This window comes from Janthinobacterium rivuli (assembly GCF_009208735.1).
Lineage (GTDB): Bacteria > Pseudomonadota > Gammaproteobacteria > Burkholderiales > Burkholderiaceae_D > Janthinobacterium.
The window spans coordinates 79,557-104,030 of sequence record NZ_WFLJ01000008.1; the positions used below are offsets into that span (position 1 = coordinate 79,557).

General features: G+C 63.7%; 20 protein-coding genes and 1 riboswitch. Of the genes, 10 read left to right on the forward strand and 10 right to left on the reverse strand.

All coding sequences use genetic code 11. The features are described from left to right. Positions 1 to 18: 18 nt before the first annotated feature. Genes GCN78_RS12290 through GCN78_RS12300 form a run of 3 tightly spaced genes read left to right on the forward strand, consistent with a single transcriptional unit; the run spans position 19 to position 3,036 of the window. Positions 19 to 978: a 2-hydroxyacid dehydrogenase gene (locus GCN78_RS12290; RefSeq protein ID WP_152251968.1), complete on the forward strand. Its 960-nt coding sequence runs from the start codon at positions 19 to 21 to the stop codon at positions 976 to 978. Positions 979 to 1,005: 27 nt separating this feature from the next. Then, complete coding sequence (locus GCN78_RS12295; RefSeq protein ID WP_152251969.1) at positions 1,006 to 2,022, forward strand: porin; 1,017 nt, start codon at positions 1,006 to 1,008, stop codon at positions 2,020 to 2,022. Between the two features lie 12 nt (positions 2,023 to 2,034). After that, entirely contained in the window at positions 2,035 to 3,036 is a 1,002-nt protein-coding gene (locus GCN78_RS12300; protein WP_152251970.1) for a Gfo/Idh/MocA family protein, read from the forward strand. Positions 3,037 to 3,226: 190 nt separating this feature from the next. Here the strand turns inward: GCN78_RS12300 and lysS are convergent, their stop codons facing one another. From lysS to prfB, 3 genes are all read right to left on the reverse strand, one after another. Then, entirely contained in the window at positions 3,227 to 4,756 is a 1,530-nt protein-coding gene (lysS, locus tag GCN78_RS12305; protein WP_152251971.1) for a lysine--tRNA ligase, read from the reverse strand. Between the two features lie 18 nt (positions 4,757 to 4,774). Then, positions 4,775 to 5,476: an HAD family hydrolase gene (locus GCN78_RS12310; protein ID WP_152251972.1), complete on the reverse strand. Its 702-nt coding sequence runs from the start codon at positions 5,474 to 5,476 to the stop codon at positions 4,775 to 4,777. Between the two features lie 2 nt (positions 5,477 to 5,478). Continuing rightward, a protein-coding gene (gene prfB / locus GCN78_RS12315; RefSeq protein ID WP_139143151.1) for a peptide chain release factor 2 occupies positions 5,479 to 6,583 on the reverse strand; the annotation gives its coding sequence in 2 pieces (ribosomal slippage) (positions 5,479 to 6,501 and positions 6,503 to 6,583; 1,104 coding nt in all). 201 nt (positions 6,584 to 6,784) lie between these two features. Between prfB and GCN78_RS12320 the strand changes: the two genes are divergently transcribed. The 3 genes from GCN78_RS12320 to GCN78_RS12330 all read left to right on the forward strand — a co-directional run bounded on the left by GCN78_RS12320 (position 6,785) and on the right by GCN78_RS12330 (position 12,687). Continuing rightward, positions 6,785 to 8,818 carry a bifunctional 2',3'-cyclic-nucleotide 2'-phosphodiesterase/3'-nucleotidase gene (locus tag GCN78_RS12320; RefSeq protein ID WP_152251973.1) on the forward strand — a complete coding sequence of 678 codons (2,034 nt, stop codon included), beginning with the start codon at positions 6,785 to 6,787 and terminating at the stop codon, positions 8,816 to 8,818. After that, positions 8,815 to 9,306, forward strand: a complete 492-nt coding sequence (locus tag GCN78_RS12325) for a tetratricopeptide repeat protein (RefSeq protein ID WP_152251974.1) — start codon at positions 8,815 to 8,817, stop codon at positions 9,304 to 9,306. The genes GCN78_RS12320 and GCN78_RS12325 overlap by 4 nt, the downstream gene beginning before the upstream one ends. Before the next feature lie 249 nt (positions 9,307 to 9,555). After that, entirely contained in the window at positions 9,556 to 12,687 is a 3,132-nt protein-coding gene (locus GCN78_RS12330) for a heparinase II/III domain-containing protein (RefSeq protein ID WP_193316711.1), read from the forward strand. Positions 12,688 to 12,706: 19 nt separating this feature from the next. Here the strand turns inward: GCN78_RS12330 and GCN78_RS12335 are convergent, their stop codons facing one another. Then, a complete protein-coding gene (locus GCN78_RS12335) occupies positions 12,707 to 13,120 on the reverse strand; it encodes a hypothetical protein (protein WP_152251976.1) in 414 nt (137 codons plus the stop codon). A 24-nt stretch (positions 13,121 to 13,144) separates the two neighbouring features. Beyond that, positions 13,145 to 14,053 carry a hypothetical protein gene (locus tag GCN78_RS12340; RefSeq protein ID WP_152251977.1) on the reverse strand — a complete coding sequence of 303 codons (909 nt, stop codon included), beginning with the start codon at positions 14,051 to 14,053 and terminating at the stop codon, positions 13,145 to 13,147. A 366-nt stretch (positions 14,054 to 14,419) separates the two neighbouring features. On the opposite strand from GCN78_RS12340, the gene GCN78_RS12345 reads away from it, so the two are divergent. The 4 genes from GCN78_RS12345 to GCN78_RS12360 all read left to right on the forward strand — a co-directional run bounded on the left by GCN78_RS12345 (position 14,420) and on the right by GCN78_RS12360 (position 19,245). Next, complete coding sequence (locus tag GCN78_RS12345) at positions 14,420 to 15,577, forward strand: ABC transporter substrate-binding protein (protein ID WP_152251978.1); 1,158 nt, start codon at positions 14,420 to 14,422, stop codon at positions 15,575 to 15,577. A gap of 93 nt (positions 15,578 to 15,670) precedes the next feature. Beyond that, on the forward strand, positions 15,671 to 16,561 hold the full coding sequence (locus tag GCN78_RS12350) for a branched-chain amino acid ABC transporter permease (protein ID WP_010398938.1): 891 nt from the start codon (positions 15,671 to 15,673) through the stop codon (positions 16,559 to 16,561). A 7-nt stretch (positions 16,562 to 16,568) separates the two neighbouring features. Then, a complete protein-coding gene (locus GCN78_RS12355) occupies positions 16,569 to 18,512 on the forward strand; it encodes a branched-chain amino acid ABC transporter ATP-binding protein/permease (protein ID WP_152251979.1) in 1,944 nt (647 codons plus the stop codon). A 10-nt stretch (positions 18,513 to 18,522) separates the two neighbouring features. Beyond that, positions 18,523 to 19,245 (forward strand): ABC transporter ATP-binding protein, encoded by a 723-nt coding sequence (locus GCN78_RS12360; RefSeq protein ID WP_152251980.1) that lies wholly within the window; start codon positions 18,523 to 18,525, stop codon positions 19,243 to 19,245. A gap of 64 nt (positions 19,246 to 19,309) precedes the next feature. Here the strand turns inward: GCN78_RS12360 and GCN78_RS12365 are convergent, their stop codons facing one another. The 5 genes from GCN78_RS12365 to fos form a co-directional block, all read right to left on the reverse strand. Continuing rightward, positions 19,310 to 19,630 carry a DUF2288 domain-containing protein gene (locus GCN78_RS12365; RefSeq protein WP_152251981.1) on the reverse strand — a complete coding sequence of 107 codons (321 nt, stop codon included), beginning with the start codon at positions 19,628 to 19,630 and terminating at the stop codon, positions 19,310 to 19,312. 50 nt (positions 19,631 to 19,680) lie between these two features. After that, positions 19,681 to 20,379: an RES family NAD+ phosphorylase gene (locus tag GCN78_RS12370; RefSeq protein ID WP_413465206.1), complete on the reverse strand. Its 699-nt coding sequence runs from the start codon at positions 20,377 to 20,379 to the stop codon at positions 19,681 to 19,683. Positions 20,380 to 20,381: 2 nt separating this feature from the next. Beyond that, on the reverse strand, positions 20,382 to 20,819 hold the full coding sequence (locus GCN78_RS12375; protein WP_071076812.1) for an MbcA/ParS/Xre antitoxin family protein: 438 nt from the start codon (positions 20,817 to 20,819) through the stop codon (positions 20,382 to 20,384). Positions 20,820 to 20,960: 141 nt separating this feature from the next. Continuing rightward, the gene (locus tag GCN78_RS12380) at positions 20,961 to 23,579 is read right to left on the reverse strand and encodes a S53 family peptidase (protein ID WP_152251983.1); all 2,619 of its coding nucleotides are present in this window, start codon (positions 23,577 to 23,579) and stop codon (positions 20,961 to 20,963) included. 83 nt (positions 23,580 to 23,662) lie between these two features. Further along, positions 23,663 to 23,749: riboswitch (cyclic di-GMP riboswitch) on the reverse strand. Positions 23,750 to 24,023: 274 nt separating this feature from the next. Beyond that, complete coding sequence (fos, locus tag GCN78_RS12385) at positions 24,024 to 24,437, reverse strand: fosfomycin resistance glutathione transferase (RefSeq protein WP_152251984.1); 414 nt, start codon at positions 24,435 to 24,437, stop codon at positions 24,024 to 24,026. Positions 24,438 to 24,474: the final 37 nt, after the last annotated feature.

Sequence of the window (24,474 nt, forward strand, 5' to 3'; positions counted from 1 at the left end):
CGAACAGGGGAAATAATCGTGAAAAAACATGTGGTTGTGTATAAAAAACTGGCCGAGCCGCTGCTGGCGCGCCTGCGCGAAGAATGCGAGGTGACGTACTTCGAGGCGATCGATGCGGGCAACCGCGCCGCCTTCGCCGCCGCCATCCGCGGCGCGCACGGCTTGCTGGGCGCCAGCGTGCGCCTGGACCGTGAATTGCTGGACCCGGCCGAACAGCTGCGCATCATTTCCACCATTTCGGTGGGCGTCGACCAGTTCGACGTCGATTACCTGCGCGAGCGGGGCATCCTGCTGGCCAATACGCCGGACGTGCTGACGGAAACGACGGCCGACACGATCTTCGCGCTGATCCTGGCCAGCGCACGGCGCGTCGTCGAACTGGCCGAATTCGTCAAGGCGGGACGCTGGACGCGCAGCGTGGGCGAGAGCCAGTACGGCGTCAACGTGCATGGCAAGACCATCGGCATGCTGGGCATGGGCCGCATCGGCCGCGCCGTCGCCCGCCGCGCCGCGCTGGGGTTCGGCATGCAGGTGCTGTACGTGAATGGCGAGGCCGTGCCCGAGGTGGAGGCGGCGCTGGGCGCGCGCCAGGTGGCGCTCGACGATTTGCTGGCCGGGTCGGACTTTGTCTGCGTGGTGCTGCCGCTTACGGCGCAGACGGAACGCCTGATGGGCCGGCGCGAATTTGCGCTGATGCGCCCCGGCGCCATCTTCATCAACGGTTCGCGCGGGCGCATCGTCGACGAGGCGGCGCTGATCGAGGCGCTGCGCCAGGGCACCATCCACGGCGCCGGTCTCGACGTGTTCGAGCGCGAACCGCTGGCGCCGGACAATCCGCTGCCGGGCCTGGCCAATGTGGTGGCGCTGCCGCACATCGGCTCGGCCACGCACGAAACGCGCTACGCCATGGCGCAGCAGGCCGTGGACAACCTGCTGACGGGTTTGCGCGGCGAGCGTCCGCGCCACCTGGTGAGCTAAGCACTGTATCCACTGACAGGAAAAGAGATGAAGAAGAAGGTAGCAGGGGCAATGATCATTTGCGCCGGCAGCGGCTTGTGCTCGGCGCAGTCGAACGTGGCCATGTACGGCATCATGGACCTGGGCGTGGTGTCCGAAAGCGGCGGCGCCGGCGGCAGGGTGCTCAAGCTGACGAGCGGCATCGCCAACGGCTCACGGCTCGGTTTCAAGGGCAGCGAAGAGCTGGGCGGCGGCATGACGGCGATCTTTACGATGGATGCGGGCATCCTGGCCGACACGGGCGCCTCGGCCCAGGGCGGCCTGCTGTTCGGGCGCCAGGCCTTCGTCGGCCTCGCTGGCGCGGCGGGCACCTTGCGACTGGGCCGCCAGTACACCTTCATCGACAGCAGCCTGGGCGCGCTGGACCCGTTTTACCTGGGCTTCGCGGGCAGGATGAGCAATGTCTTCACGGCCGGCTACATCAGCCGGGTCGACAACAGCATCACCTACAGTTCGCCCGTGCGCGGGGGACTCTCCGGCGAACTGGCGTACGGCTTCGGCGAGGTGCCAGGCGACGCGTCGGCCCGGCGCTACGCGGGCGCGGCGGCCACCTATGCCAGCGGGCCGCTGTATCTGCGCATGGCGCACCAGGACGCCAACACCCTTTCAAGCGCGCTGGTGGCGGGCAGGGCGCGCAACACGGTGCTGGGCGCCACCTGGGACTTCGGCGTGGTCAAGGCGCATGGCGCCGTCGCCATCAGCAAGAGCACGGCCGGTGCCGCCGCCACGGTCGACGGCGCGGACCTGATGCTGGGCGCCACCGTGCCGGTGGGCCCGCACCGCGTCCTGTTCTCGTACGTGCGGCGCGACGACCGGCGCGCCGCCAACGGCGACGCTTCCCAGGTCGGCATCGGCTACACGTACGCGCTGTCGAAACGCAGCACCTTGTACGCGGCCTACGCGCATATCGACAACCGCAACGGCGCAGCCTATGTGGTGGGCAACGCCACCGACAACGGCACCGGCAACCAGGCCTGGAACCTCGGCCTGCGCCACACTTTTTAACGGGAGAATCGAATGAAGAAAATCGGATGGATTTTGGTCGGCGCCAGCACCGTGGCGCGCGAATGGATGGTCGACGCGATCCGCCAGCAAGGCGACGCGGAAGTGCTGGCCGTGGTCAGCCGCGACGCCGCGCGCGGCGCCGCCTTTGCCGCGCAGTTCGGCATCGCCGCCAGCTATACCGACCTCGATGCGGCGCTGGCCCATCCGGGCGCGGACGCAGTGTACATCAGCACCACCAACGAGTGGCACATGGCGCAGACCTTGCAGGCGGCGCGCGCGGGCAAGCACGTGCTGTGCGAGAAGCCGCTGGCGCTGAACCTGGACGACGCGCGCCGCATGGTGGACGGTTGCGCCGAGGCGGGCGTGGTGCTGGGGATTAACCACCACCTGCGCAACGCCGCCAGCCACGGCAAGGTGCGCGAGCTGATACGCGCCGGCGAGATCGGCCTGCCCCTGTATTGCCGCGTGCTGCACGCGAACAACCTGCCGCAGCATCTGCGCGGCTGGCGCCTGGATGCGCCGGAATCGGGCGGCGTCACGCTCGACATGTTCGTGCACGACGTCGACACCCTGCGCTTCCTGCTGGACTCGGAACCTCGCCACGTCACGGCCTGCGCCACCAGCGGCGGCATGACGGTGGCCGGGCTGGAAGAGGGGCTGATGGCCGTCATCGAATTCGACAACGGCACCCTGGTGCAGGTGCACGACGCGTTCAACGCGCCGTATTCGCTGTCCGGCGTGGAAATCATCGGCACCAAGGGCACGATCTTCGCCACCGGCGTCATGACGCAGCGCCCCGTCGGCACCATTAGCCTGACGCGCGACGGCGGCAGTGTCGACATCCCCGTCGAGCATGAAAACCTGTACGTGCGCTCGGTGCGCGCCTTCCAGCGCGCCATGCGCGGCGAAGGGCAGCCGGCCGCCACCGGCGACGACGGCATGCGCGCGCTGGCCACGGCGCTGGCGGCGCAGCAGGCCAGCCGCAGCCACCAGCGCGTGACCCTGGCCGGCTGATAGCAGGCCGCATAAGTAAAAAAGCCGCCTGATCGCGAGACCAGGCGGCTTTTTTTGCCTTGAAGCATCGAACGCCTGAAAAATCGTAGCGAGCGGATGGGAGTTGCGGCTAAGAAGCGCAACTGTGCTATAGCACAGTGAGCATCGCAGGCCGCAAATCGCGACGCGCAGTAGATTTTTCAGGTGTTCATCACTCTTCGCGGCGCAGATGAGGGAACAGGAGGACGTCGCGGATGTTCGGCGAATCCGTGATGATCATCATCAGGCGGTCGATGCCGATGCCGCAGCCGCCGGCTGGCGGCATGCCGTATTCCAGCGCGCGGATGTAGTCGGCGTCGTAGAACATCGCCTCTTCATCGCCGGCGTCCTTGGCTGCCACTTGCGCCAGGAAGCGGGCCGACTGGTCTTCCGCGTCGTTCAACTCGGAGAAGCCGTTGGCGATTTCGCGGCCCACCATGAACAATTCAAAACGTTCGGTGATGCCGGCCACCGTGTCGGAAGCGCGCGCCAGTGGCGACACTTCGACCGGGTAGTCGATGATGTAGGTCGGTTCCCACAGCTGCGCTTCAGCCGTCTCTTCGAACAGCGCCAGTTGCAGCGCGCCCAGGCCGGCCGTGGCGAACGGCTTGACGCCGAATTTCTTCAGCTCTTCCTTGATGAATTCCGCATCGTTCAACTGCTCGGCGGTGTAGCCAGGCGCATACTTGTTGATCGCTTCGACGATGGTCAGGCGGTGGAACGGCTTGGCCAGGTCCAGCTCGCGGCCGCCGTAGGTCAAGGTGGCGGTGCCGTGCGCGTCGATGGCGGCCTGGCGGATGACGGCTTCCGTGAAGTCCATCAGCCATTTGTAGTCGGTGTAGGCCGCGTAGAATTCCATCATCGTGAATTCAGGGTTGTGACGGATCGACACGCCTTCGTTGCGGAAGTTGCGGTTGATCTCGAACACGCGGTCGAAGCCGCCGACGACCAGGCGCTTCAGGTACAGCTCGGGCGCGATGCGCAGGAACATCTGCATGTCGAGCGCATTGTGGTGCGTGATGAACGGCTTGGCCGCCGCGCCGCCGGGAATCGTGTGCAGCATCGGCGTTTCCACTTCCATGAACTCGTTCTTTTCCATGAAGCGGCGGATCGACGAGATGGCGGCGGTGCGCGCCTTGAAGGTGCGGCGCGTCTCTTCGTTCATGATCAGGTCGACGTAGCGCTGGCGGTACTTCGTTTCCTGGTCGGCCAGGCCGTGGAATTTGTCCGGCAGCGGACGCAGCGACTTGGTGATCAGGCGCAGTTCCGTGACCTTGATGGTCAGTTCGTCCGTCTTGGTCTTGAACAGGGTGCCCGTCACGCCCAGGATATCGCCCAGGTCATAGTGGTGCAGGGCGGCCATGGCCGCTTCGCCGGTCAGGTCCAGGGTGGCGTAGATCTGGATGCGGCCGTCGGCCTTCGGGCCGGACGCGTCTTGCAGGGTGGCGAAAGCGGCTTTCTTGCCGGCTTCGCGCTTGAGCATCATGCGGCCGGCCAGCACCACGGTGACAGGTTCGGCTTCCAGCTCTTCGCGCGTCTTGCCGCCGTATTGCGCGTGCAGATCGGCCGCCTTGTGCTCGGGGCGGAAATCGTTCGGGAAGGCGACGCCTTGTTCGCGCAGTGTGGCCAGCTTGGCGCGGCGCTCGGCGATGATCTTGTTTTCATCGGGGGCGGCGGCTTGTTCTTGGATATCCGTAGTCATGGTGTTCTTCGTTGGTGATTATTGATGATGTGGTGCCAGCGCTGGCGCCATGCTGGCAAACAGTGCGTCGACGTCGAGCGCGGAGAAATCCGGCACGATGGCAATGACGTTGTCGAATGCGGCAAACGCCTCGGCCGGCAGGGTGGTGGTGAGTACCACGACGCGCATGCCGGCACGGCGCGCCGCTTCCACGCCCAGGGGCGCGTCTTCGAAGACGATGCAGTTCTCAGGCAGCGCGCCGGCCAGCAGCGCGCCTTTCAGGAACACGTCCGGGTGCGGCTTGCCCCGTTCCACGTCGGCCGCACCGACGATGGCGTCGAAGCGGTGGCGCAGGTCCAGGCCGTCGAGCGTGAACGCGATGTTCTCGTCCGGCGCGGCCGTGCCCACCACCAGTGCTACGCCGGCCTGGCGCGCGCCGGCGATCAGCCGGTCGAAGCCGGCCACCGTGGCCAGGTGCGGGCCGTACAGTTCGCGGTAGACGACTTCCTTTTCCGCCAGCAGGGTGACGTGGTCGGCATCCTCGCCCAGGTACTTGGCGATGATTTCGTGGCCCTGCCGTCCTGCCGTGTCGCGAAAAAAGGCGTCCGCATCCAGCGCATGGCCGTGGCGTTCAAAGAACGCCAGCCACGAGGTCGTGTGGAAGGCCATGTTGTCGACGATCGTGCCATCCATGTCGAACAGGAAGGCCTGCTTTGCCGGCGCCGGAGCGGATGCGTTCATCCTTATACGCCTTGCTTGAGCGAGGCGGAGATGAAGTCGTCGATGTCGCCATCGAGCACGCCCTTGGTATTGCCCGTCTCGAAACCGGTGCGCAAGTCCTTGATGCGGGACTGGTCCAGCACGTAGGAGCGGATCTGGTGACCCCAGCCCACGTCCGTCTTCGAGTCTTCCAGCTTCTGCTGCTCGCTCATGCGCTTGCGCAGTTCATGCTCGTACAGTTTCGCTTTCAGCATTTCCATCGCTTCGGCGCGGTTGCGGTGCTGCGAACGGTCGTTCTGGCACTGCACCACGATGCCGGTCGGCGCATGGGTCATGCGGACGGCGGAGTCGGTCTTGTTGATGTGCTGACCGCCGGCGCCCGACGCGCGGTAGGTGTCGACGCGGATATCGGCCGGGTTGACGTCGATCTCGATCGAATCGTCGACTTCCGGATACACGAACAGCGACGTAAACGAGGTGTGGCGGCCGTTAGCCGAGTCGAATGGCGACTTGCGCACCAGACGGTGCACGCCCGTTTCCGTGCGCAGGAAGCCGTAGGCGTGATCGCCCTCGACCTTCAGGGTGGCCGTCTTGATGCCGGCCACCTCGCCGTCGGATTGCTCGAGGATTTCGACCTTGAAGCCCTTGCGTTCGCAATAGCGCAGGTACTGGCGCAGCAGCATCGAGGCCCAGTCCTGGGCTTCCGTACCGCCGGCGCCGGCCTGGATGTCGATGAAGCAGTTGTTCGGGTCCATCGGATTGTTGAACATCCGGCGGAATTCCATGCTTTCGATGACCTTGCGGATTTCCTGCACGTCCTGCTCGATCGCTTCGAGCGTCTCGTCGTCGCCTTCTTCGCGGGCCATGTCGAACAGGTCGCGGGTGTCGCGCAGGTCGGCATCGGCCTTGGCCAGGGTGAAGACGATGGCTTCCAGCGCCTTCTTTTCTTTACCGAGGTCCTGGGCGCGTTTGGGATCGTTCCAGACGGTCGGATCTTCCAGTTCTTCGTTGACTTGCTCTAGTTTCTCCGACTTGACAGTGAAGTCAAAGATACCTCCGAAGTTCGGCTTCGCGGACCGTCAGGTCATTGAGCAGGGCGGAGATGATATTGATGCGTTCGGCTTCCATAATGTTCTGGTCTTCTATGGTGAAATCAAACCTTGAATTATACGCGAGCGCGGCCGGTTTCTGATGCCGGCGGCGCCGAATCGATGCCGCGCGGGGCAATAATATGGCGATTTTGCTGTATTTGCGACAATATTTTTGCCTTGATGATGGCTGCCGTGCTGCGTATGATGCTGGCGATATTGTCTTTCCACAGGATACATCATGCTTCAACTTCCCCGTCTCGCCCTGTTACCGCTGCTGCTGGCCGGCTGCGGCGCCTTGCCGCCCGCCGCCACGGGACCTGCCCGGGCGCCATCGGCCGCGCCGGCCGGCAGCAGCGCCACGCTGGCCCTGCTGGAGACGACGGACTTGCACGCGAATGTACTCAGTTATGATTACTACAAGCTGCAGGCGGAGCCCTCGATCGGCCTGGAACGCACGGCTGCCCTGATCGCGCAGGCGCGCGCGCAGTATCCGAACAACCTTTTGCTCGACAACGGCGACACCATCCAGGGCACGGCGCTGGCCGACTACCAGGCCCTCGTGAAACCGCTGGCCTGCGACCAGACTCTGGCCATCTACAAGGCCATGAATCTGCTGAAGGTGGACGGCGGCGGCATCGGCAACCACGAGTTCAACTACGGTCTGGCGTTTTTGAGCCAGGTGACGGGCAACCAGTTTGACGTCGACAGCGTCGACGCCAGCAAGCCGCGCTGCGCCGGCCCGGCGTTCCCGCAAGTGCTGGCCAACGTCTACAGCGTCAAGACGGGCAAGCCCCTGTTTGCGCCATATCACATCATCGACAAGCAGATCACGGCCACCGGCCCCGATGGCAAGGCCATCACCGCCACCGTGAAGGTGGGCATCATCAGCTTCGCGCCGCCCACCATCATGGCCTGGGACAAGCGCTGGCTCGAAGGCCGCGTCTACACGCAGGGCGTGCGCGAGACGGCGGAAAAATTCATTCCCGAGATGCGCACCAGGGGCGCCGAGCTGGTGGTGGCGATCTCGCACGGCGGCTTGGATAGCAGCCCGTATTCGCCCACCATGGAAAACGGCAATTACTACCTGTCGCAAGTGCCGGGCGTGGACGCCATGCTGATCGGCCATTCGCACCAGCTGTTCCCGAACGCCGCCAGCACGGTGCCGCAGTTTAATCTGCCCGGTGTCGACAAGGTCAGGGGATTGGTCAATGGCGTGCCCACCGTGATGGCCAATTTGTGGGGCAAGCACCTGGGCGTGATCGGCCTCTCTCTGCGCCACGACGGCAAGCGGTGGGTGGTCGACAAGAGCGCCACCACGGTGGAGGCGCGCGGCATCCAGAACGCGGACAAGAGTTACGTCCAGCCCGATGCGGCCATCGCCAGGCTGGTGGCCGAGGAACACGCGGCCACCATCGCCTACGTGCAGACGCCGGTCGGCGCCACCGACTTCCGCATGTCGACGTATTTCGCCGACGTGGGCGACGTCAGCGCCATCGAGGTGGTGAACCAGGCGCAGGCGGGCTACCTGGCCGCGTATGTGAAGGCGAACCTGCCGCAGTACGCGCATCTGCCCGTGCTGTCGATGTCCTCGCCGTTCAAGAGCGGCTCGGCCGGCGTGTCCGACTACACGGACGTCAAGGCGGGCAATGTGGCGCTCAATAACGCGGCCGACCTGTATCTGTATCCGAACGCGCTGTATGGCGTGAAGATGACGGGCGCGGAGCTGAAGGCCTGGCTAGAACAGTCGGCGCGGCGCTTCAATACCATCGATGTCAACAAGACGGAGCCGCAGGAACTGGTCAACACGGCGCACCCGAGCTATAACTTCGACGCCATCACCAGCGCCGACGTGCGCTACCAGATCGACGTCACGCAACCTCCGGGCCGGCGCATCAAGGCGCTCACGTACAAGGGCAAGCCCGTGGACGCGACGCAGGAATTCCTCATCGCGACGAACAACTACCGCGCCAGCGGTGGCGGCAATTTCCCTGGCCTCGATGGCAGCAAAACGGTGGTGGCTTCGCCCGACAACAACCGCGAACTCTTGATCGCCTACGTCACGCAGCAGAAAAACCTGACGCGCGCGAAAAACGGCTCGGCGCGCAGCTGGACCTTCGCCAGGGCCGCGACGCAAGGCCCGGTGATCTTCCACTCCGCGCCGAACGTGATCGAGCTGGCGAAGGCGGCCGGCATCGAGAACGTCACGCAGTGGAAAGCGGACGATGGCGCCGGCAAGGGCTTTGCGCTGTACCAGCTCGACCTGTCGAAATGATGCTGGCAAACCTGCTGCTGGCCGCCGCCCTGGCATCCCCCGTGGCAGCGGCGGCGCCCGACGTCACTGCCCGGGCCAAGGTCCTGATGCGCGCGGGAGAGGCGACCCAGCCGCAGGCGCGCACCCTGTTCGAACAGGCGGCGGGGCAGGGCAGCGGCGCGGCCGCGTATTACCTGGGCTTGATGTTCAAGAACGGCATGGGCGGGCCGCAGGACGGCGCCGCCGCGCTGCGCTGGCTGGAACTGGCCGCGCAACGCGGCGTGGCGCCTGCCATGTTCATCGTGGCAAATCTACTGCTGGACAGCGACGAAGCGCGGGCGCGCCATTGGCTGGACGCCGCCTGCGACCTGGACTATCCGGAAGCGCTGCAGCAGAAATCCGTCGCCCTGGGCGAAGGACGCATGGGCTATGCGCACAGCGAGGAGCAGGCAAACCTGTACCTAAAGATGGCCACGCATGCGATGGGGCACCGGGTCGCGGAGCCATGAAGGCAGACGACTCGCGTTCTCAAAAAAGTAAAATATTGACAATGCCGCGTTGATTATTGCGAACTTGAAATACTTATAGACAAGCAGAATTATTCCTTTTTGGCAGGAAATGGTAATTCCTGATGAAAATCGTGCTTCTTTAGATCTTTTTTGAAGCGCTAGTTATTTGATGATCATTATTAAGTTTTTTGCAAAAGACTGTGCCAGTATGGCGGTATATTTTTCAACTTGATAATGATCGGAGCATGGATGAGCATTCAAAGGAAAGCGCTGGGAAAAATCAGCCAGACTGGTACGCGGCTGTTGCGCAAGAGAAGCTGGTGTGCGGTATTGAGCGCGTTCGGTATTATTTCAGCGCCCGTGCAGGCGCAATTGCCGGCTCCCATCAAACAGGGGCACCCCCGCTTATTTCTCAATCAGTCCAGTTTTGATACGCTGAAACCGCAATTGCCGAATCCCCCCGCCGTTTTTCCTGCCTCAGGTGGTACGGTCAGCCTGGATTTGTTTCCCAAGCCTAAAGACGCGCGCGATCTCGTCAATCAGGCTATTTTTGATCAGTTCGCTGAAAATCGTAATCACTTTTTTATTCGTCACGTTGATTCCTACGATAGTGCGGATGGTCAAAAGATTGGTTTGCAGATTGGCTTTCAGGTCAATGGTTTGAGCCGCTATCTTTCCGTTACCAGGCTGGATATCAACGCCAATGCCTGGTCCAATATTCAACTCTCCTGGAATAGTCAGGCCCATAAAATCGACCTGAAGCTGAATGGTGTCGCAGTACCTACTGCCTGGGGAACCGTCGATGGCACGAGTGCCACCCCACCGCTTGAGTGGCAGGCGAGTGACCAGATGACCAGCATCGGCATGCGGCGCAATGAAACCATGCGCAATTTCCGTTTGCTCGACGTGGGCGGCAACGTATTGTGGCAAGCGCCTGCCATGGATGCATCGCTCAATGAAGCCTGGTACAGCTTCATGGACGTGGTCAATGGGCGCATCGCGGTCATTGAAGCCTGCCCCCTGGTTCCTCCCGTCACCGTTCCCCCTGTTGCTGTTCCCGAGTTATGTAATGTGGCCAGCGGCAGTCGCCTGACGATCTATGAAACGGCGCAGATGCTGGCCATGGCATACAAGCTGACGGGCAATGAAAAGTATTTGCATGGCGCCTTGAATTTCCTTGATAAATTGCTGGCTGCTCCAGTCGTTTCTGGTGGTGAATGGTCGATGGGCGGGCGCGTCGGCGCCATGGGAATCCTGTATGACTGGCTATTTGCGGAACTGGGGGCGCGTTCCGTGCCTGATGCCGTCGGTTTTGGCAGCTATCGCGCCTTGACGGCACAGCGCATCAAGGAAACGATCGCCGCTGATACGGGAAAAGCCGGTGAAAATCTGTATGTCTCGATGTGTGGCTATCAGCCCTTGAACATTACCAGCACTAATTTTGATTGCCAGAAAAAGCCCGTGTATGAAAATTGGGACCGCGGCGAATCAAAACCATCCATTGCCGGTTTCTATATCAGCGGGCATGCGTTTAGCGCGGTCAATAATGTCACGGTCGCCTTGCTGGCCATCGCCGATGAGAATCCTGAGGTCGTGCCGCTGCTCGAGACCTCCTATGCGCACTACGAAAAAGGATTCATGGCGGCGCGCGCGATGATTTCCGTCGATGGCGGCCACCATATGGGCTTTGCCTATGGCGTATCGAGCATTCCCGAGCGCCTACTGCTGTGGCGTAGCGCGCTGGAACAGACGGATGCGGATCCCTTGCTGCGGGCTGATTGGCAGGCAAAGCTGATCTATCCGTATATTTATGGACTGCGCGACAATGGTACGTTTCCCGCCAGTGGCGATAACTTCGACACGCCGGTTGGCAGCAGCCTGATTGGGCAACTGGCGCTGGGGGCGGTCAGCGACGTCAATGATGGCGTGGCTGGGCGATTTTATCGCGAGCACGTGCTGTCATCGCGCAGTTCACATGCCTCTCTGATAATGGAACGCTTGCTTTGGCCAGCGCCTTTGCCATCGGCACCGCTCGATACACTGGAATTGTCGCGCCATTTCAGGACTTCGGGGCAGGTGCTGATGCGTGATTCCTGGGATTATGCCAATGCCACTTTACTGGAATTCAAGTCGACTTCCTTCAGCGCGGAAAATCATCAGCATTTTGATCAAAATAGTTTTTCGCTCAATTACAAAGCGCCCTTGCTGCTCGACACCGGCTTGTATGAGGAATATGGCAGCAGTCATTGGTGGAATTACTATACGCGCAGCATAGCCCATAACACCTTGCTGGTATTCGATCCGAGCGAACGCTTCACGCGCGGCACCAACGAATACAGCAATGATGGCGGCCAATGGTTTAATGCCCCGGTACAGGGTTATCCGACTATCGAAGAGATCGGACCGGCGGGGCCGAATGCACTCGACGGCATCGTCCGCTATGAAAATACGCCGCAATATACGTATACGAGCGGCAATGCGAGCAAGGCGTATGCCGCCAGCAAGCTCGATACGGCAAACGGTTTCGTGCGCAACGTGCTGTTCCTGCGCTCGCCATCGTTCTGGGCCAAGCCGGTGACCGTGGTCTTTGACAGCGTGCGCAGCAAGCGGGCCTTGCCGGCGACCTTTCTGCTGCACACGGCGAATGATCCCGCCTCCGGTACGCCAGGCACGACGGCACTGGGCAATGGTCAATACCAGCTTGGCTTCACTGCCGGCCAGGTGCGCATCCTGACCATCCGCAATGGCGGCGGCATGCTGACGGCGCAAACCATCCTGCCGCTCAACGCCAGCGTGCGCAAGGTGGGCGGCGCGCAAGAGGGAGGCAGTGGCTGCGCGCAATCCCATATCAAGACCGGCGCGCCGCTCCCCAACGCGCCGGACTGCCGTTTCACGGTGCGCCAGCGCCTGGACGGTGACAACTACGTGTGGCGTAACCAGACGGCGGGCATCAGCAAGCAGCAATTGTCGGTTAGCGACGTCGGCGTCTGGCGCCTGGAAGTGACAGCGCCTGCGGCGCCCGCGTTGAACGCCCCCGAATATTTCCTGCACGTGCTGGCCGTGGCCGATAACGACGGCGCCACCGGTGTCGCCAGCGCACCCGCCGCCTCGCGTTTGGCCGCGACTGCCGGCACGGAAGCCTTGTTGCTGGGTGAGCAATTGCATGTCCTGTTCAACCGCGACGTGGCGCCCGCTGCCCGCATGGACTGGACCTCGCCGTTGGCCGGCGGGGCCATCCTGGCCACAGGCCTGAAGCCGGGCGCGCACTACGCCCTGACGTCGGTGCCGGCCGGTAGCTCCTTTGCCAGGAGCCTGGTCGAAACGCAGGAAGGGGCAGGAACGCACCTGAGTTCGGACAACGGCGTGCTCAGCATCGAGTAGGGCGGCAAACGGCGGGCGTTCAGGCCGCTTCTTCCCTCTTCGGCCTGGCCCGCAGGCTGGCCGCCGCCTCGCCGATGGCGAACGGGTCGCGCGACAGGATGGCCGCGCCCAGGTCGACCAGCCTGGCCGCCGCGGCGATGGCCGCCTTCACGTCGGCGACGCGCTTGAGCTGCAGCTTGCCCTTGGCGATGGCGCCCTCGATTTCGCCGCGCGCCTGCTCCGCGCCTTCGGCCGTCAGGTAAATGCCATATGCGCGAAACAGGGCCACCATCTGGTCCAGGTGGTTTTCATATTGCTCCAGCAGCGCGCGCTCGTCCGGCGCCAGCGCTTCCCGTTCGCGGATGCGCAATTCCAGCACCAGGCTTGACGCTTGCGCCAGGCTGTCGGCGATGGCGTAGCTTTGGTCTTTCGTCAGTTCGGTCAGTTGGGCCATGGGATTCTCCGGTGGGCCTGCCATTTACCAGCGGGCCGGCGCATAGAACGCCGCCTGCCGCTGCAGCGTGGCGACGTCGCGTGAAAACTGCGCCAGCTGCTGTTCCAGTTCGGGCGCCTGCAGGCGGTCGAGATTGGTCCGCAGCGCCGCCACGCTCGCTTGCAGCGTGTCGACGGCGGCCACATATGCGGCGACGATCTTTTCCCTTTCCTGCAATTGCCGGCCTTCCAGGTGCAAGCGCGTGCGGATGTAGTTGGAGGCCAGCGGTTCGCGCGGCGCGGCCTTGTCGACGGCGCCGCGCAGCAGGTCCAGGTCGCGCAATTCCTCCTGCAGGCCGGCGCGGTAGCTGCGCTGGGCATACTCCCTGAGCGCATTGCTGACGATATCGACGGCTTCCTGCTCGTCGAGCAGTTCGCGCAAGGCCGATTTCTGCAGGCGCTGCGTGGCCAGGCGGCTCAGGTGTTCGCTCAATTTGACGACCTTGGACAGCTTGTCCGCGTCGAGCAGGGGCGCGCCGCCATCGGGCTGCGCCAGGCCGCCCAGCGCATCGCCGAGTCCGCCAAGCTCTTCCTTGTAGACGGGCAGCTTGTCATCGGCCAGCGCCGCCAGGGTGTGGGCGTAGCGCAGCAGGACCTCGTTCAGGCTGGCGACCGACGCGCTGGCTTGCGCGATGGCGGCGCAATCGGCGCGCGCCGCCTGTTCGCTCGCTTGCGCATCGAAACGCTCCGCCAGGATCAGGCGCTTGCGCATGGCCTTGTCCATGCAGCTGTGGACGCCGCCCTCCAGCATGGGTTCGAAGTGGGTCGACATCTTGTGCGTCTGTTCGGCGAAGGTGCGCACGGGCGCCAGGTCAGTGGCGCAGCCGCCCAGCAGCAGGCTGGCGACGACGCCAAGTAGCAGGGGGGGAATGGACGAGTTCGACGGGCGCTGCATAGGGCCTCCATGCGGTGGGAGCGGCTGATTGGACCGGCGCGCACGCGCTGGCATGGCTGACGTTAGCATGCTGGACAGTGCCGGTATTGCGCCAGATCAGCTCGCAGTTGAAGTCGCGTGGCGGCCCCGCATCGGCGGCAGGGCCGTTGCCGCATGGCGCAGGTGCGCCAATTTGCGTCATATTTTCCTTACAAAAGACTGACAGCAGGCCAGCAATTGCGTCTTTTCCGCATGTTGCGACGCGTCATATGTAGTTGTTGCTGGTGCATGTTTACTCACCTACAATGATTTATCGATGGGGCGGTTATCCAGCGTACGACTATAAAAATAAGTGGCATTCAAAACGTTGTAGCACAGGAGATGACAATGAATTTGAAACAGAAATTGCTCGTGGCAAGTTTGGTTTTGGGTTTTTCGCAGGCGGCGGTCGCAGCCGACCCCATCAAGATCGGCGTGTCCGGTCCGTTCACGGGCGGTTCCGCGCCGATGGGCGTATCGATGCGCGACGGCGTCAAGCTGGCCGTCGCGGAAATCAATGCCAAGGGCGGCGTGCTCGGCCGTTCCCTGCTGCTGATCGAGCGCGATGACGAAGCGAAGAACGAACGCGGCGTGCAGATCGCCCAGGAGCTGATCAACAAGGAAAAGGTCGCCGCCACCGTCGGCTACATCAACACGGGCGTGGCCCTCGCTTCGCAGCGCTTCTACCAGGAAGCGAAGATTCCCGTCATGAACAATGTGGCGACGGGTTCCATCGTCACCAAGCAATTCGCCGACCAGCCGGAAAACTACATCTTCCGCAATGCCGCCAATGACACCATCCAGTCCGGCATGATCGTGCATGAAGCCATCGAGAACCGCAAGTTCAAGAAAGTGGCGATCCTGGCCGACTCCACCAACTATGGCCAGCTGGGCCGCGAAGACCTGGAAAAGGCGCTCGACAAGAAGGGCATCAAGCCCGTCGTCGTGGAAAAATACAACATCAAGGACGTCGACATGACGGCCCAGTTGCTGAAAGCCAAGCAGGCGGGCGCGGAAGTCGTGCTGACCTACGGCATCGGCCCGGAACTGGCGCAGATCGCCAACGGCATGGAAAAACTGGGCTGGAAAGTGCCGCTGATCGGCAGCTGGACCCTGGCCATGGGTAACTTTATCGACAACGCGGGCAAGAACGGCAATGGCACGCGCATGCCGCAAACCTTCATCCAGGATGCCAGCACGCCGAAGCGCAAGGCCTTCATCGACGCCTATGTGGCCGCCTACAAGCCATCGGGCGGCCGCATGCCGTCGGCCGTCTCGGCCGCGCAGGGCTACGATTCCATCTACCTGCTGGCCGCGGCCTTCAAGCAGGCCGGCGGCACGGATGGTCCGAAAGTGCGCGCCGCGCTGGAAAACCTGAATGAAAAAGTGGAAGGCGCCGTCACCACCTACAACAAGCCGTTCAGCAAGACCAACCATGAAGCGATCACGGCCGAACTGACCGTGTTTGGCGAAGTCAAGGACGGCAAGGTCGTCCTTGCCAAATAAGTCCGGCTGATTCTCACCTTCTAGCCGCGAAATGGCCAGCCTTGAGGAATCAGGACTGGCCATTTTTTCATCTTTCGTCTTCCGGGGAATACCATGGAAATCTTCCTGCAGCTCGTCTTCAGCGGCATCGCGCTGGGCATGATCTATGCCGTCATCGCCTTCGGCTACCAGCTGACCTTTGCCACTTCCGGCACCCTCAATTTCGGCCAGGGCGAATCCCTGATGCTGGGCGCGCTCGTGGGCCTTTCCCTGGTGGGCACCATCCACGGCGGCCCGTACATGAGCTATCTGCTGATGATCCCCATCGTCATCGTCTTCGGCGCCCTGCAGGGCGTGTTCGTCGAATGGATAGGCGTGCGGCCCGCCATCAAGATCAAGTCCGAATTCGGCTGGATCATGTCGACCATCGCGCTGGCCATCATTTTCAAGAACGTGGCGGAAAATATCTGGGGCAAGGATGACCTGATGTTCCCGTCGCCGCTGTCGGCCGCGCCGTTCCAGGTATTCGGCGCCAATGTGCAGCAGATGCAGGTGGCCGTTATCGTCGGCGCGCTGGCCATCATGCTGGCCGTGGAAGTATTCAACCGCAAATCGATCTACGGCAAGGCCGTCGTGGCGACGGCCAACGACCGCGACGCGGCCGGCCTGATGGGCATCAACACGGGCATGGTCATCACCTTTTCCTACGCGCTGTCGTCGGCCACGGCCGCCTTTGCGGGCGTGCTGGTGGCGCCGTTGACACTGACGGGGGCCACCATGGGCGCGTCGCTGGGCTTGAAGGCGTTTGCCGTGGCCATCATCGGCGGCCTGACGTCGGGCGTGGGCGCCATCGTCGGCGGCCTGATCCTGGGTATCGCCGAGACTACCACCGGCTACTACATCTCCACCGGCTACAAGGAAGTGCCTGGCCTGCTGCTCCTGCTGCTGGTGCTGGCCGTCAAGCCGTCCGGCCTGTTCGGCAAAGCCGCGATCAAGAAAGTCTGAGGATCACATGAACAAGAAAATCACCATGCTGGCGCTGAGCGCGGCAGGCCTGGCCGCGCTCGCGCTGTTCCCCATCGTCATTCCGAACCCGTACTACATCCACCTGGCCGAGACCATCCTGATCTACGCCATCCTGTTGTTCGGCCTCGATATCGTCGTCGGCTACACAGGGCAGGTGTCGCTGGGCCACGCGGGCCTGTTCGGCATCGGCTCGTACGCCACGGGCGTGCTGGTGTTCAAGCTGGGCGCGCCGTTCTGGCTGGCCATCCCCGCCAGTATTTTCGGCGCGGCCGTCTTCGGCGCCATCCTGGCCTTGCCGGCCCTGCGCGTGACGGGGCCCTACCTGGCCATGGTGACCCTGGCCTTCGGCACCATCGTGCAAATCCTGATCAATGAAATGAGCTTCCTGACGGAAGGGCCGATGGGCATCAAGATCCACAAGCCCGTCCTGTTCGGCCATAAATTGACGGAAGTGGAGTACTACTACATGGTCGCCGCGCTGCTGGTGATCTCGCTCGTCGTCGTGCACCGCATCCTGAAATCGAACCTGGGGCGTGCCTTCGAAGCCTTGCGCGACAGTCCCATCGCCTCGGACTGCATGGGCGTGTCCGTCTACCGCTACAAGGTCTATGCCTTCGTCATCAGCGCCGGTTTCGCGGGCCTGGCCGGCAGCCTGTATGCGTATTCGGAGGAATACATCTCGCCCAATACCTACAACTTCGAGCTGACGATATTGTTCCTGCTGGCCGTCATCATGGGCGGACGCAAGACCCGTTCGGGCGCCTTGATCGGCGCCCTGATCGTCGTCATGCTGCCCAGCCTCTTGTCGGACATCGAATTGTTCCGCAAGATCGCCGTGGCCGCCGCCGTGCTGGGCGTGATCGGCTCCGCCTTCATGCTGGCGAAAAAGCGCTCCACCGTGCGCGGCGTGCTCGTGCCACTGGTCGCCACCATCGGCCTGGCCGCGTTTTCCTACAAGCTGGAGAACATGGTCGACTGGCGTTTGACCATCTTCGGTTTGATGACCCTGTTCGTCGTGTACTACCTGCAGGACGGCATCGTCGGCTTTTTGATGAGCTTTATCGGCAAGGGCCGGCGCCACGTGCAAGCCGTCGCCTCGCACGGCGTGGCGCCGTTTGACCATGCTCAGGGCGGGCAACAGGGCGCGACCCTGCTGCGCGTGGACCAGGCCCTGATGCAGTTCGGCGGCCTGAAGGCGCTGAACCAGGTGGACCTGACCGTCACGCAAGGCTCCGTGCATGGCTTGATCGGGCCGAACGGCTCGGGCAAGAGCACGATGATGAACGTGCTGACGGGGATCTACAAGCCGACGGCGGGCAAGGTGGAATTCGCCGGCGCCGTGATCTCCGGCCGCACGCCGTCCGAGATCGCGCTGGGCGGCGTGGCGCGCACCTTCCAGAACGTGCAGCTGTTCGGCGAAATGACGGCGACGGAAAACGTGCTGGTCGGCCTGCACAACACCTTCAAGTCGAACGTGCTGGACGTGATGCTGCATACGCCCCGCTACAAGCGCGAGGAGACGGCGGCGCGCGAGCGGGCCGCCAGCATCCTCGAATTCGTCGGCCTGGCCGACCTGGCCAACGAAGAGGCGCGCAATCTGCCGTACGGCAAGCAGCGGTTGCTGGAAATCGGCCGCGCGCTCGGTCTCAATCCGCGCCTGCTGCTGCTCGACGAGCCGGCGGCGGGCCTGACGGCGCCCGACATCAAGGAGCTGATGGCCATCATCCGCAAGATCCGCGAGCACGGCATCACCATCATCCTGATCGAGCACCACATGGACGTGGTGATGGCGCTGTCGGACGTGGTGACGGTGCTGGACTTCGGCCAGAAGATCGCCGAAGGCGCGCCCGCGCTTGTCCAGAGCGATCCGAAGGTGATCGAAGCCTACCTGGGCGGCAGCGCCGAAACCCTGGCGCCAGCGGCGCACTGAGAGGAAGACCATGCTGACCATTCAAAATCTGCACGCCGCCTACGGCAAAGTCGAAGTCCTGCACGGCATTTCGCTCGACGTCCCGAAGGGCAAGCTGGTGACCCTGATCGGCTCGAACGGGGCCGGCAAGACCACCACCATGCGCGCCATTTCCGGCATGCTCAAACCCAAATCCGGCAGCGTCACCCTGGGCGGCAAGGACGTCACGGGCCTCGATTCGCACAAGATCGCGCGCGCCGGCCTGGCCCATTCGCCGGAGGGCAGGAGGGTGTTCGCCTCGATGTCGGTGACGGACAACCTGCTGCTGGGCGCCTTCCCCCGCTTTACGCGGGCGCGCCCGAAAGGCGACATCAAGGGTGACCTGGACAAGGCGCTGGAGCTGTTCCCCCGCCTGAAGGAGCGGCGCGACCAGCTGGCCGGCACCTTGTCGGGCGGCGAGCAGCAGATGCTGGCCATGGCCCGCGCCGTGATGCTGAACCCGGAAGTGATCCTGCTGGACGAGCCATCGATGGGCCTGGCGCCTATCCTGGTGGAAGAAGTCTTCCGCATCATCACGCGCCTGAAGGCCGAAGGCGTGACCATGCTGCTGGTCGAGCAATTCGCCGCCGCCGCCCTGAACGTGGCCGACTACGGCTACGTGCTGGAAAACGGCAGCATTTCCGTGCACGGGCCGGCCGAGAGCCTGAAGAACGATCCGAAGGTGATCGCGGCGTATCTGGGGGGCGGGCACTGACGCGGGCTGGCGCATTGTCAAACTTATCACGCTGCGCCCGATGCCCGAGCGCAGCCTGCAAGTGTCAGTGTTTGGTCGGTTTTTCCTGCTGCACCAGAATGAACGGGCTGACGACGACGGCCCACAGTGCGGCATCGGCTGCCTGCCAGTCCAGCGCCTGCTGATCCGACACCTTGGCGACCTTGCCATCGACCATCCATTGCGTGATGGTGGCCTTGTCGTCGTGCGAGATGCGCACGGCCACTTCGACCAGGTCCAGTTCATTGGCGACCCAGACGACGCTGCCCTGGGCGAAGTGCTTTTCCAGCTCGCTCCAGGCCAGGCGGGCCGTTTCGCTGTTTACTTTGAGGCGCAGTTCGGTGTCTTTTTCAGGATTGGTTTGCATGCGAAATATCAGGTTGCGGTGAGTCGGGTGCCGTTGCGCGCCGGGGTGGCTTACAGTGCTTCCACGCGCGGCGTCGGCGTACCCTGCCATGTTAACCGATAGGCGGCGCCTTTGCGAACATTGCCGACCAGGGCAGGGCGGAAGCAGGCCAGGTTGGTGCCGCTGGCGTGCCGGACGCTGGGGAAGATGACGCCCATGGAGCCCGCTTCGAGCAGGATGGCGGCCAGGTCTTGCGAGGCGATGTAGCTGGCCGGGTCGAGGCAGGCCGCATAGCGCTCCTGTCCCCGCAAGTCGTGGAAACTGGCGGAAAAATCGGCCAGCAGCGACTGGTAGCTGACGCTGTCGTCGAAATAATCGATTTCCTGGTATTCCACGGTTTTGTGGAAAATGATCTCGGCCAGCGCCGTTTTCATGTCGAAGGCGCAATACCAGGCGCCCCGTTCGCCATCGTTGAAACGCGCCCCTTCCGGCCGGGCGTAGGTGTAAGCGGCGTTAATGATGCGAAAGTGCGGCACGCCAAAAACCAGCTCGTCCACGCCAATTCCTGGCGCGCCACCATACTCGGCCACCAGGCGCGCGTTGGTCGCGTTATCGAGTTCGAACAGCTCGCGCAGGTGGTCGTCGTTCTCGGCCAGCGGCGCCAGCACGGAGTCTTCCATGTCGGCGAAGCGCGAGGGAATCAGGCGGCAAGTGTCGATCTGGCGCAGGGCGGCCAGCGGCGGCAGGGAGGTATTTGGGACGGCAGGCACGATCATAGTCCTCCGCGGCGCGCGTCGAGCAGCTTGCGCACGGTCTGCATGGCCAGCAAGCCGCCGGCCAGCATCTGCGACAGGGGCGTGCGGCCGCCGAAGATGGGATTCTTGTTGGGCAAACTCACCCATTCGTCGGCCAGCTTGTCGCCGTACAGGATGTGCAAGGCCTTGTAGATGCCCAGCAAATAGGAAATGCGCGTGATGCGGTCCACTTCCAGCACGCGGTCCGGGTGCTTCTTCCACTCGTACCAGGCGCTGCTGGACAGGCCGCCCAGCAATTCGCGCGCATCGTCGTCGCGCAGTTTCCAGGCGGCGGCCAGCTTGAAGAACCCTTTCAAGGCCGCCTGCGACAATCGCTCGCGCTCGGCTTTGGCATTCAGGTCAACGAGCACGGCCGGCTCGAAGCGGCTCTTGGGGTAGGCGTAGGCGAGATTCATGGCGTATCCTTCATTAAAACTCTGTTTATGGATTATTTATACTCCTTTTATGGATTCGTTGCAAGGTCCGCGCGCATGAAAAACGGGGCGCGCCAGGACGGGAGTCCCGGTGCGCCCCGTTGGCGGGCGGACTGCGCCAGTTTATCTGGCCGCGACGGTCACCGGCACGGTCAGCTGCGCCGTCAAGCCGTTATTGTCCAGCGCCACGACCTTCAGCGCATAGCTGCCGGCCGCCGGCTGCGGCCAGGTGGCCGTGATCGTCATGCCGCTCATGGAGAACTGCATGCCCAGCGGCGCGCCGTTGATCGAGATCCACAGCGCGTTCGCGCCCGGCGCCGTCAGCACGATGCTGCCGCTCATGGTCTTGCCGGCCACGCCCGTCATGGCGGCGGCGCTGATCGTGGGACCGGCGGCGGCGATTTTCACCGTCGCCACGGCCTGGCCCGTCAAGCCCGTTTTGGTGTCCCTGGCGATGATGGTCACGTTGTAGCTGCCCAGCACGGGTTTGGCCCAGCTGACGACGCCGGCGGCGCTGACGGTCATGCCGGACGGCGCGCCCGACAGGCTGTAGGTGACGGGGTTGGGCGCCACCGTCGTGGCCGTGAACGACAGGGCCACGCCCGGCTTGCCGCTGACGCTGGCGACGGTGACCACGGGTGGCAGCGGGGCGGCGATGGCCACCGTGTAGAGACCCTTGCCGCTCAGGCCAGTCTTGCTGTCCTTGGCCGTCACGGTGACGACGTAGGTGCCGGCCACGGGGGCGGCCCAGCTTACCAGTCCGGCGCTGCTGATGCTCATGCCGGCCGGCGCGCCGGCGAGCGTGTAGCTGACGGGATTGGCGGCAGTGACGCTGACGTTGAACGCCAGCGCCGTGCCGACCTTGCCCGTGATGGCGCCGGCGCCGACGACGGGCGGCGCGACGGGGGCAATGACGATGCTGTACACGCCCTGGCCACTGAGGCCGCTGACGGTATCCTTGGCCACCATGGTCACGGCATACGTGCCCGCGACGGGGGCTGTCCAGCTGACCACGCCCGTGGCGGCGATGCTCATGCCGGCCGGCGCGCCCAGCATGCTGTAGCTGAGTGGATTCGACGCGGTGGCCGAGACGGTGAACGACAGCGGCTTGCCGGCCGCGCCGCTGATGCTGGCCGGCGCCACCACGGGGGCGGCCGGGGCGATCTGCGTGCCCGACAGGCTGGCCAGCAGGCTTTTCACGTTGGGCGTGCCCAGGCCGCCCAGCGGATCGTAGCCGACCCTGGCCGTGCACACGCTGCACGTGCCGTTGCTGCCGCGCGTGATGTCGGCAAAGCTGCTGGCAAAGGTGCCGGGCACGGTGGCGATCTGGCCGTACAAGATGCTGTGCGGCAAGCCGAGCGCCGTCTTCGCTTGCAGCGCGCGGCTGGCGTTGGCGATGGCGACCAGGCCGGCCCATTGCGGGGTGGACAGGCTGGTGCCGCCGATGCTGAGCCAGCTGGCGGTGCTGCTGCCCGGCGTCATCACGGCCGTGTACTGGCCCGTGGCGGGGTCGGCATTGAAGGCCACGTCCGCCACGTTACGGCGCAGCAGATTGGTCAGGCCGGGCACGCTGACCGTCTGGTAAGTGGGCAATGCCGTGTAGGCGCTGATGCCGCCACCGGTGCCGGACCAGGCCGCTTCGCTGCGTACGCCGCTGCCGCTGTAGCTGAGCGTGGTGCCGCCCACGGCCAGCACGTTGGATGACACGGACGGCCAGGACACGCCGCTGCCCGAATCGCCCGTGGCGGCCAGGTAGCTCATGTTCTTGCCCGTGAAGGCGCTGTCGACGGAAGCCGTCCAGCTGCCTTCGGCAGCGCCAAAGCTCATCGAGACGACGCCGGGTCCCATCAGGTTGGCCAGGCGCACGGCGCCCAGCAGGCTGTTGATGGACGCGTCGGGCGCCTCGATCAGCACGATGCGCGCCAGCGGCGCCGTGGCGTGCGCCCACTGCACGTCGAGTGCGATTTCCATGGCCCAGCCCGAGTTATACGCGGGTGCGGTGGCCGTCATGGTGCTCGATGGCGTGTTGTAGACAACAGAAAATTCACAGCCGCTGGCCGGGGCGGGCGGCAAGGGCAGGGTGGCATTCGTGGCGATGGTCTTGGTGGTGCAGCCGGGCAAACCGAATTTCTGGTTGAAGATGGCCAGTTCGGCCGCCGCGTTCGGGTTGTGCATGGCGTCGACGATGTAGATCGTCTGGCCAGCGCCCAGCTGGGCCGCCTGGGCTGGCGTCAGCGCCGTGCCGGCCGCCGGCAGGGCGGGCAGGTCGTAGGCGGCGCGGATTTGCGCGGGAGAATAGGTCGCCACCACGCTGCTGCCGGCCATGGGCGCGGCGCTGTCGCCCGCGCCGCCGTCCAGCAGCGGCGCGATGTTCTGCGCCGTCTGTTCCGCGGCGGCGATGCGTTGCGCCGTCAGGCGGCGCGTGGTCATGTCCCGCATGGCGCCGGGCACGTTTTGCCGGTGCGGCCGCCAGTGGGCCGAACCGCTGCTGTTGGCGCTGTCACGTCCGTCAGGCGCATCGAGCAGGGCCGGGGCCGCATGGAACATCGGTTGCGCCACCAGCGCGCCGACGGCGGCGGGGATGACGGGCACCTCGACAGTGAACTGCGTCGCGGCCGTGGCGATGGCGGCGGGCGGCGTCGAGGTCTCCTGGCCGGGGCCGCAAGCGCCCAGCAGGAGGGCGGCAGTGGCGCCCAGCAGCAAACGCCCGTGACGGGGATGCGGGGGAAGGATTTTTTTCATGGCGAAACTCTCCGAGTTGGGCGAGGGCCACATCTCGACAATGCTTCCAGGCTGGTGCCGCGCGCTGGCGGTCCCGGCCCTGCATTGGCAGCCCCGCTGCCGTGGCGCTTGCGCGCGGTAGGCCGGTGGCTTTGCGTCCCCGCCTTTCGACGGGTTTGCCCTCAGAACTGATCATGCATTATTAGGAATTAGCTGATGCGCTATCAATTCTAGTGAATTTGCCAAATAAATGTTAACTATTTCCAATCAATATTTTTATTTTTGCCATGAAATGTGGCGGATTTGCCTATTGCTGGAGGCAATCTTGTCAGCTTGGTTAAGTATTAAAAACAAGCTTGTCAGAGGGATATCGATGGGAGACGGTGTTTTTTCGGGGCACCGGTGCTTGTATTTTCTGATGGTTTAATGAATTTCATGAATTTATCGAATATGATGCGGCGAGCATCAATCTTCGAACACCATGCCTTGATACGGCGCGGCGCGGCAGGCCGCCAGCCGCTGCGCCAGGCTGCCCGCATGGGCTTCCAGCCGGTGGCCGTCCGGGTCGAGGAAATACAGGGAATCGCCGGCGCTGCGGTTTTGCTGCCACTCGGGCACGCCAGCGGCGCGCAGGCGGGCGGCAAAGGCGGCGAAGTCTTGCTGCGCGATGGAAAACGCATAGTGCGTGTAGGCGGGGCTGGCCAGCGCGGCTGTGTCCTGTCCATCCAGCGACAGGCACAGCCACAAATCTCCGGCCGACAGGTAGGCGCCCCTGTCCCAGCGCGCGTGCAGGCGCAGGCCCAGCATATCGCGGTAAAAGGCGACGCTGCGCGCCAGGTCGCGCACGGATAGGGTGAGATGGTTCAGGCCAGTTATCATGGTGTTCGGCAACTTGCAAGCGGTGGACGCCTGTGTC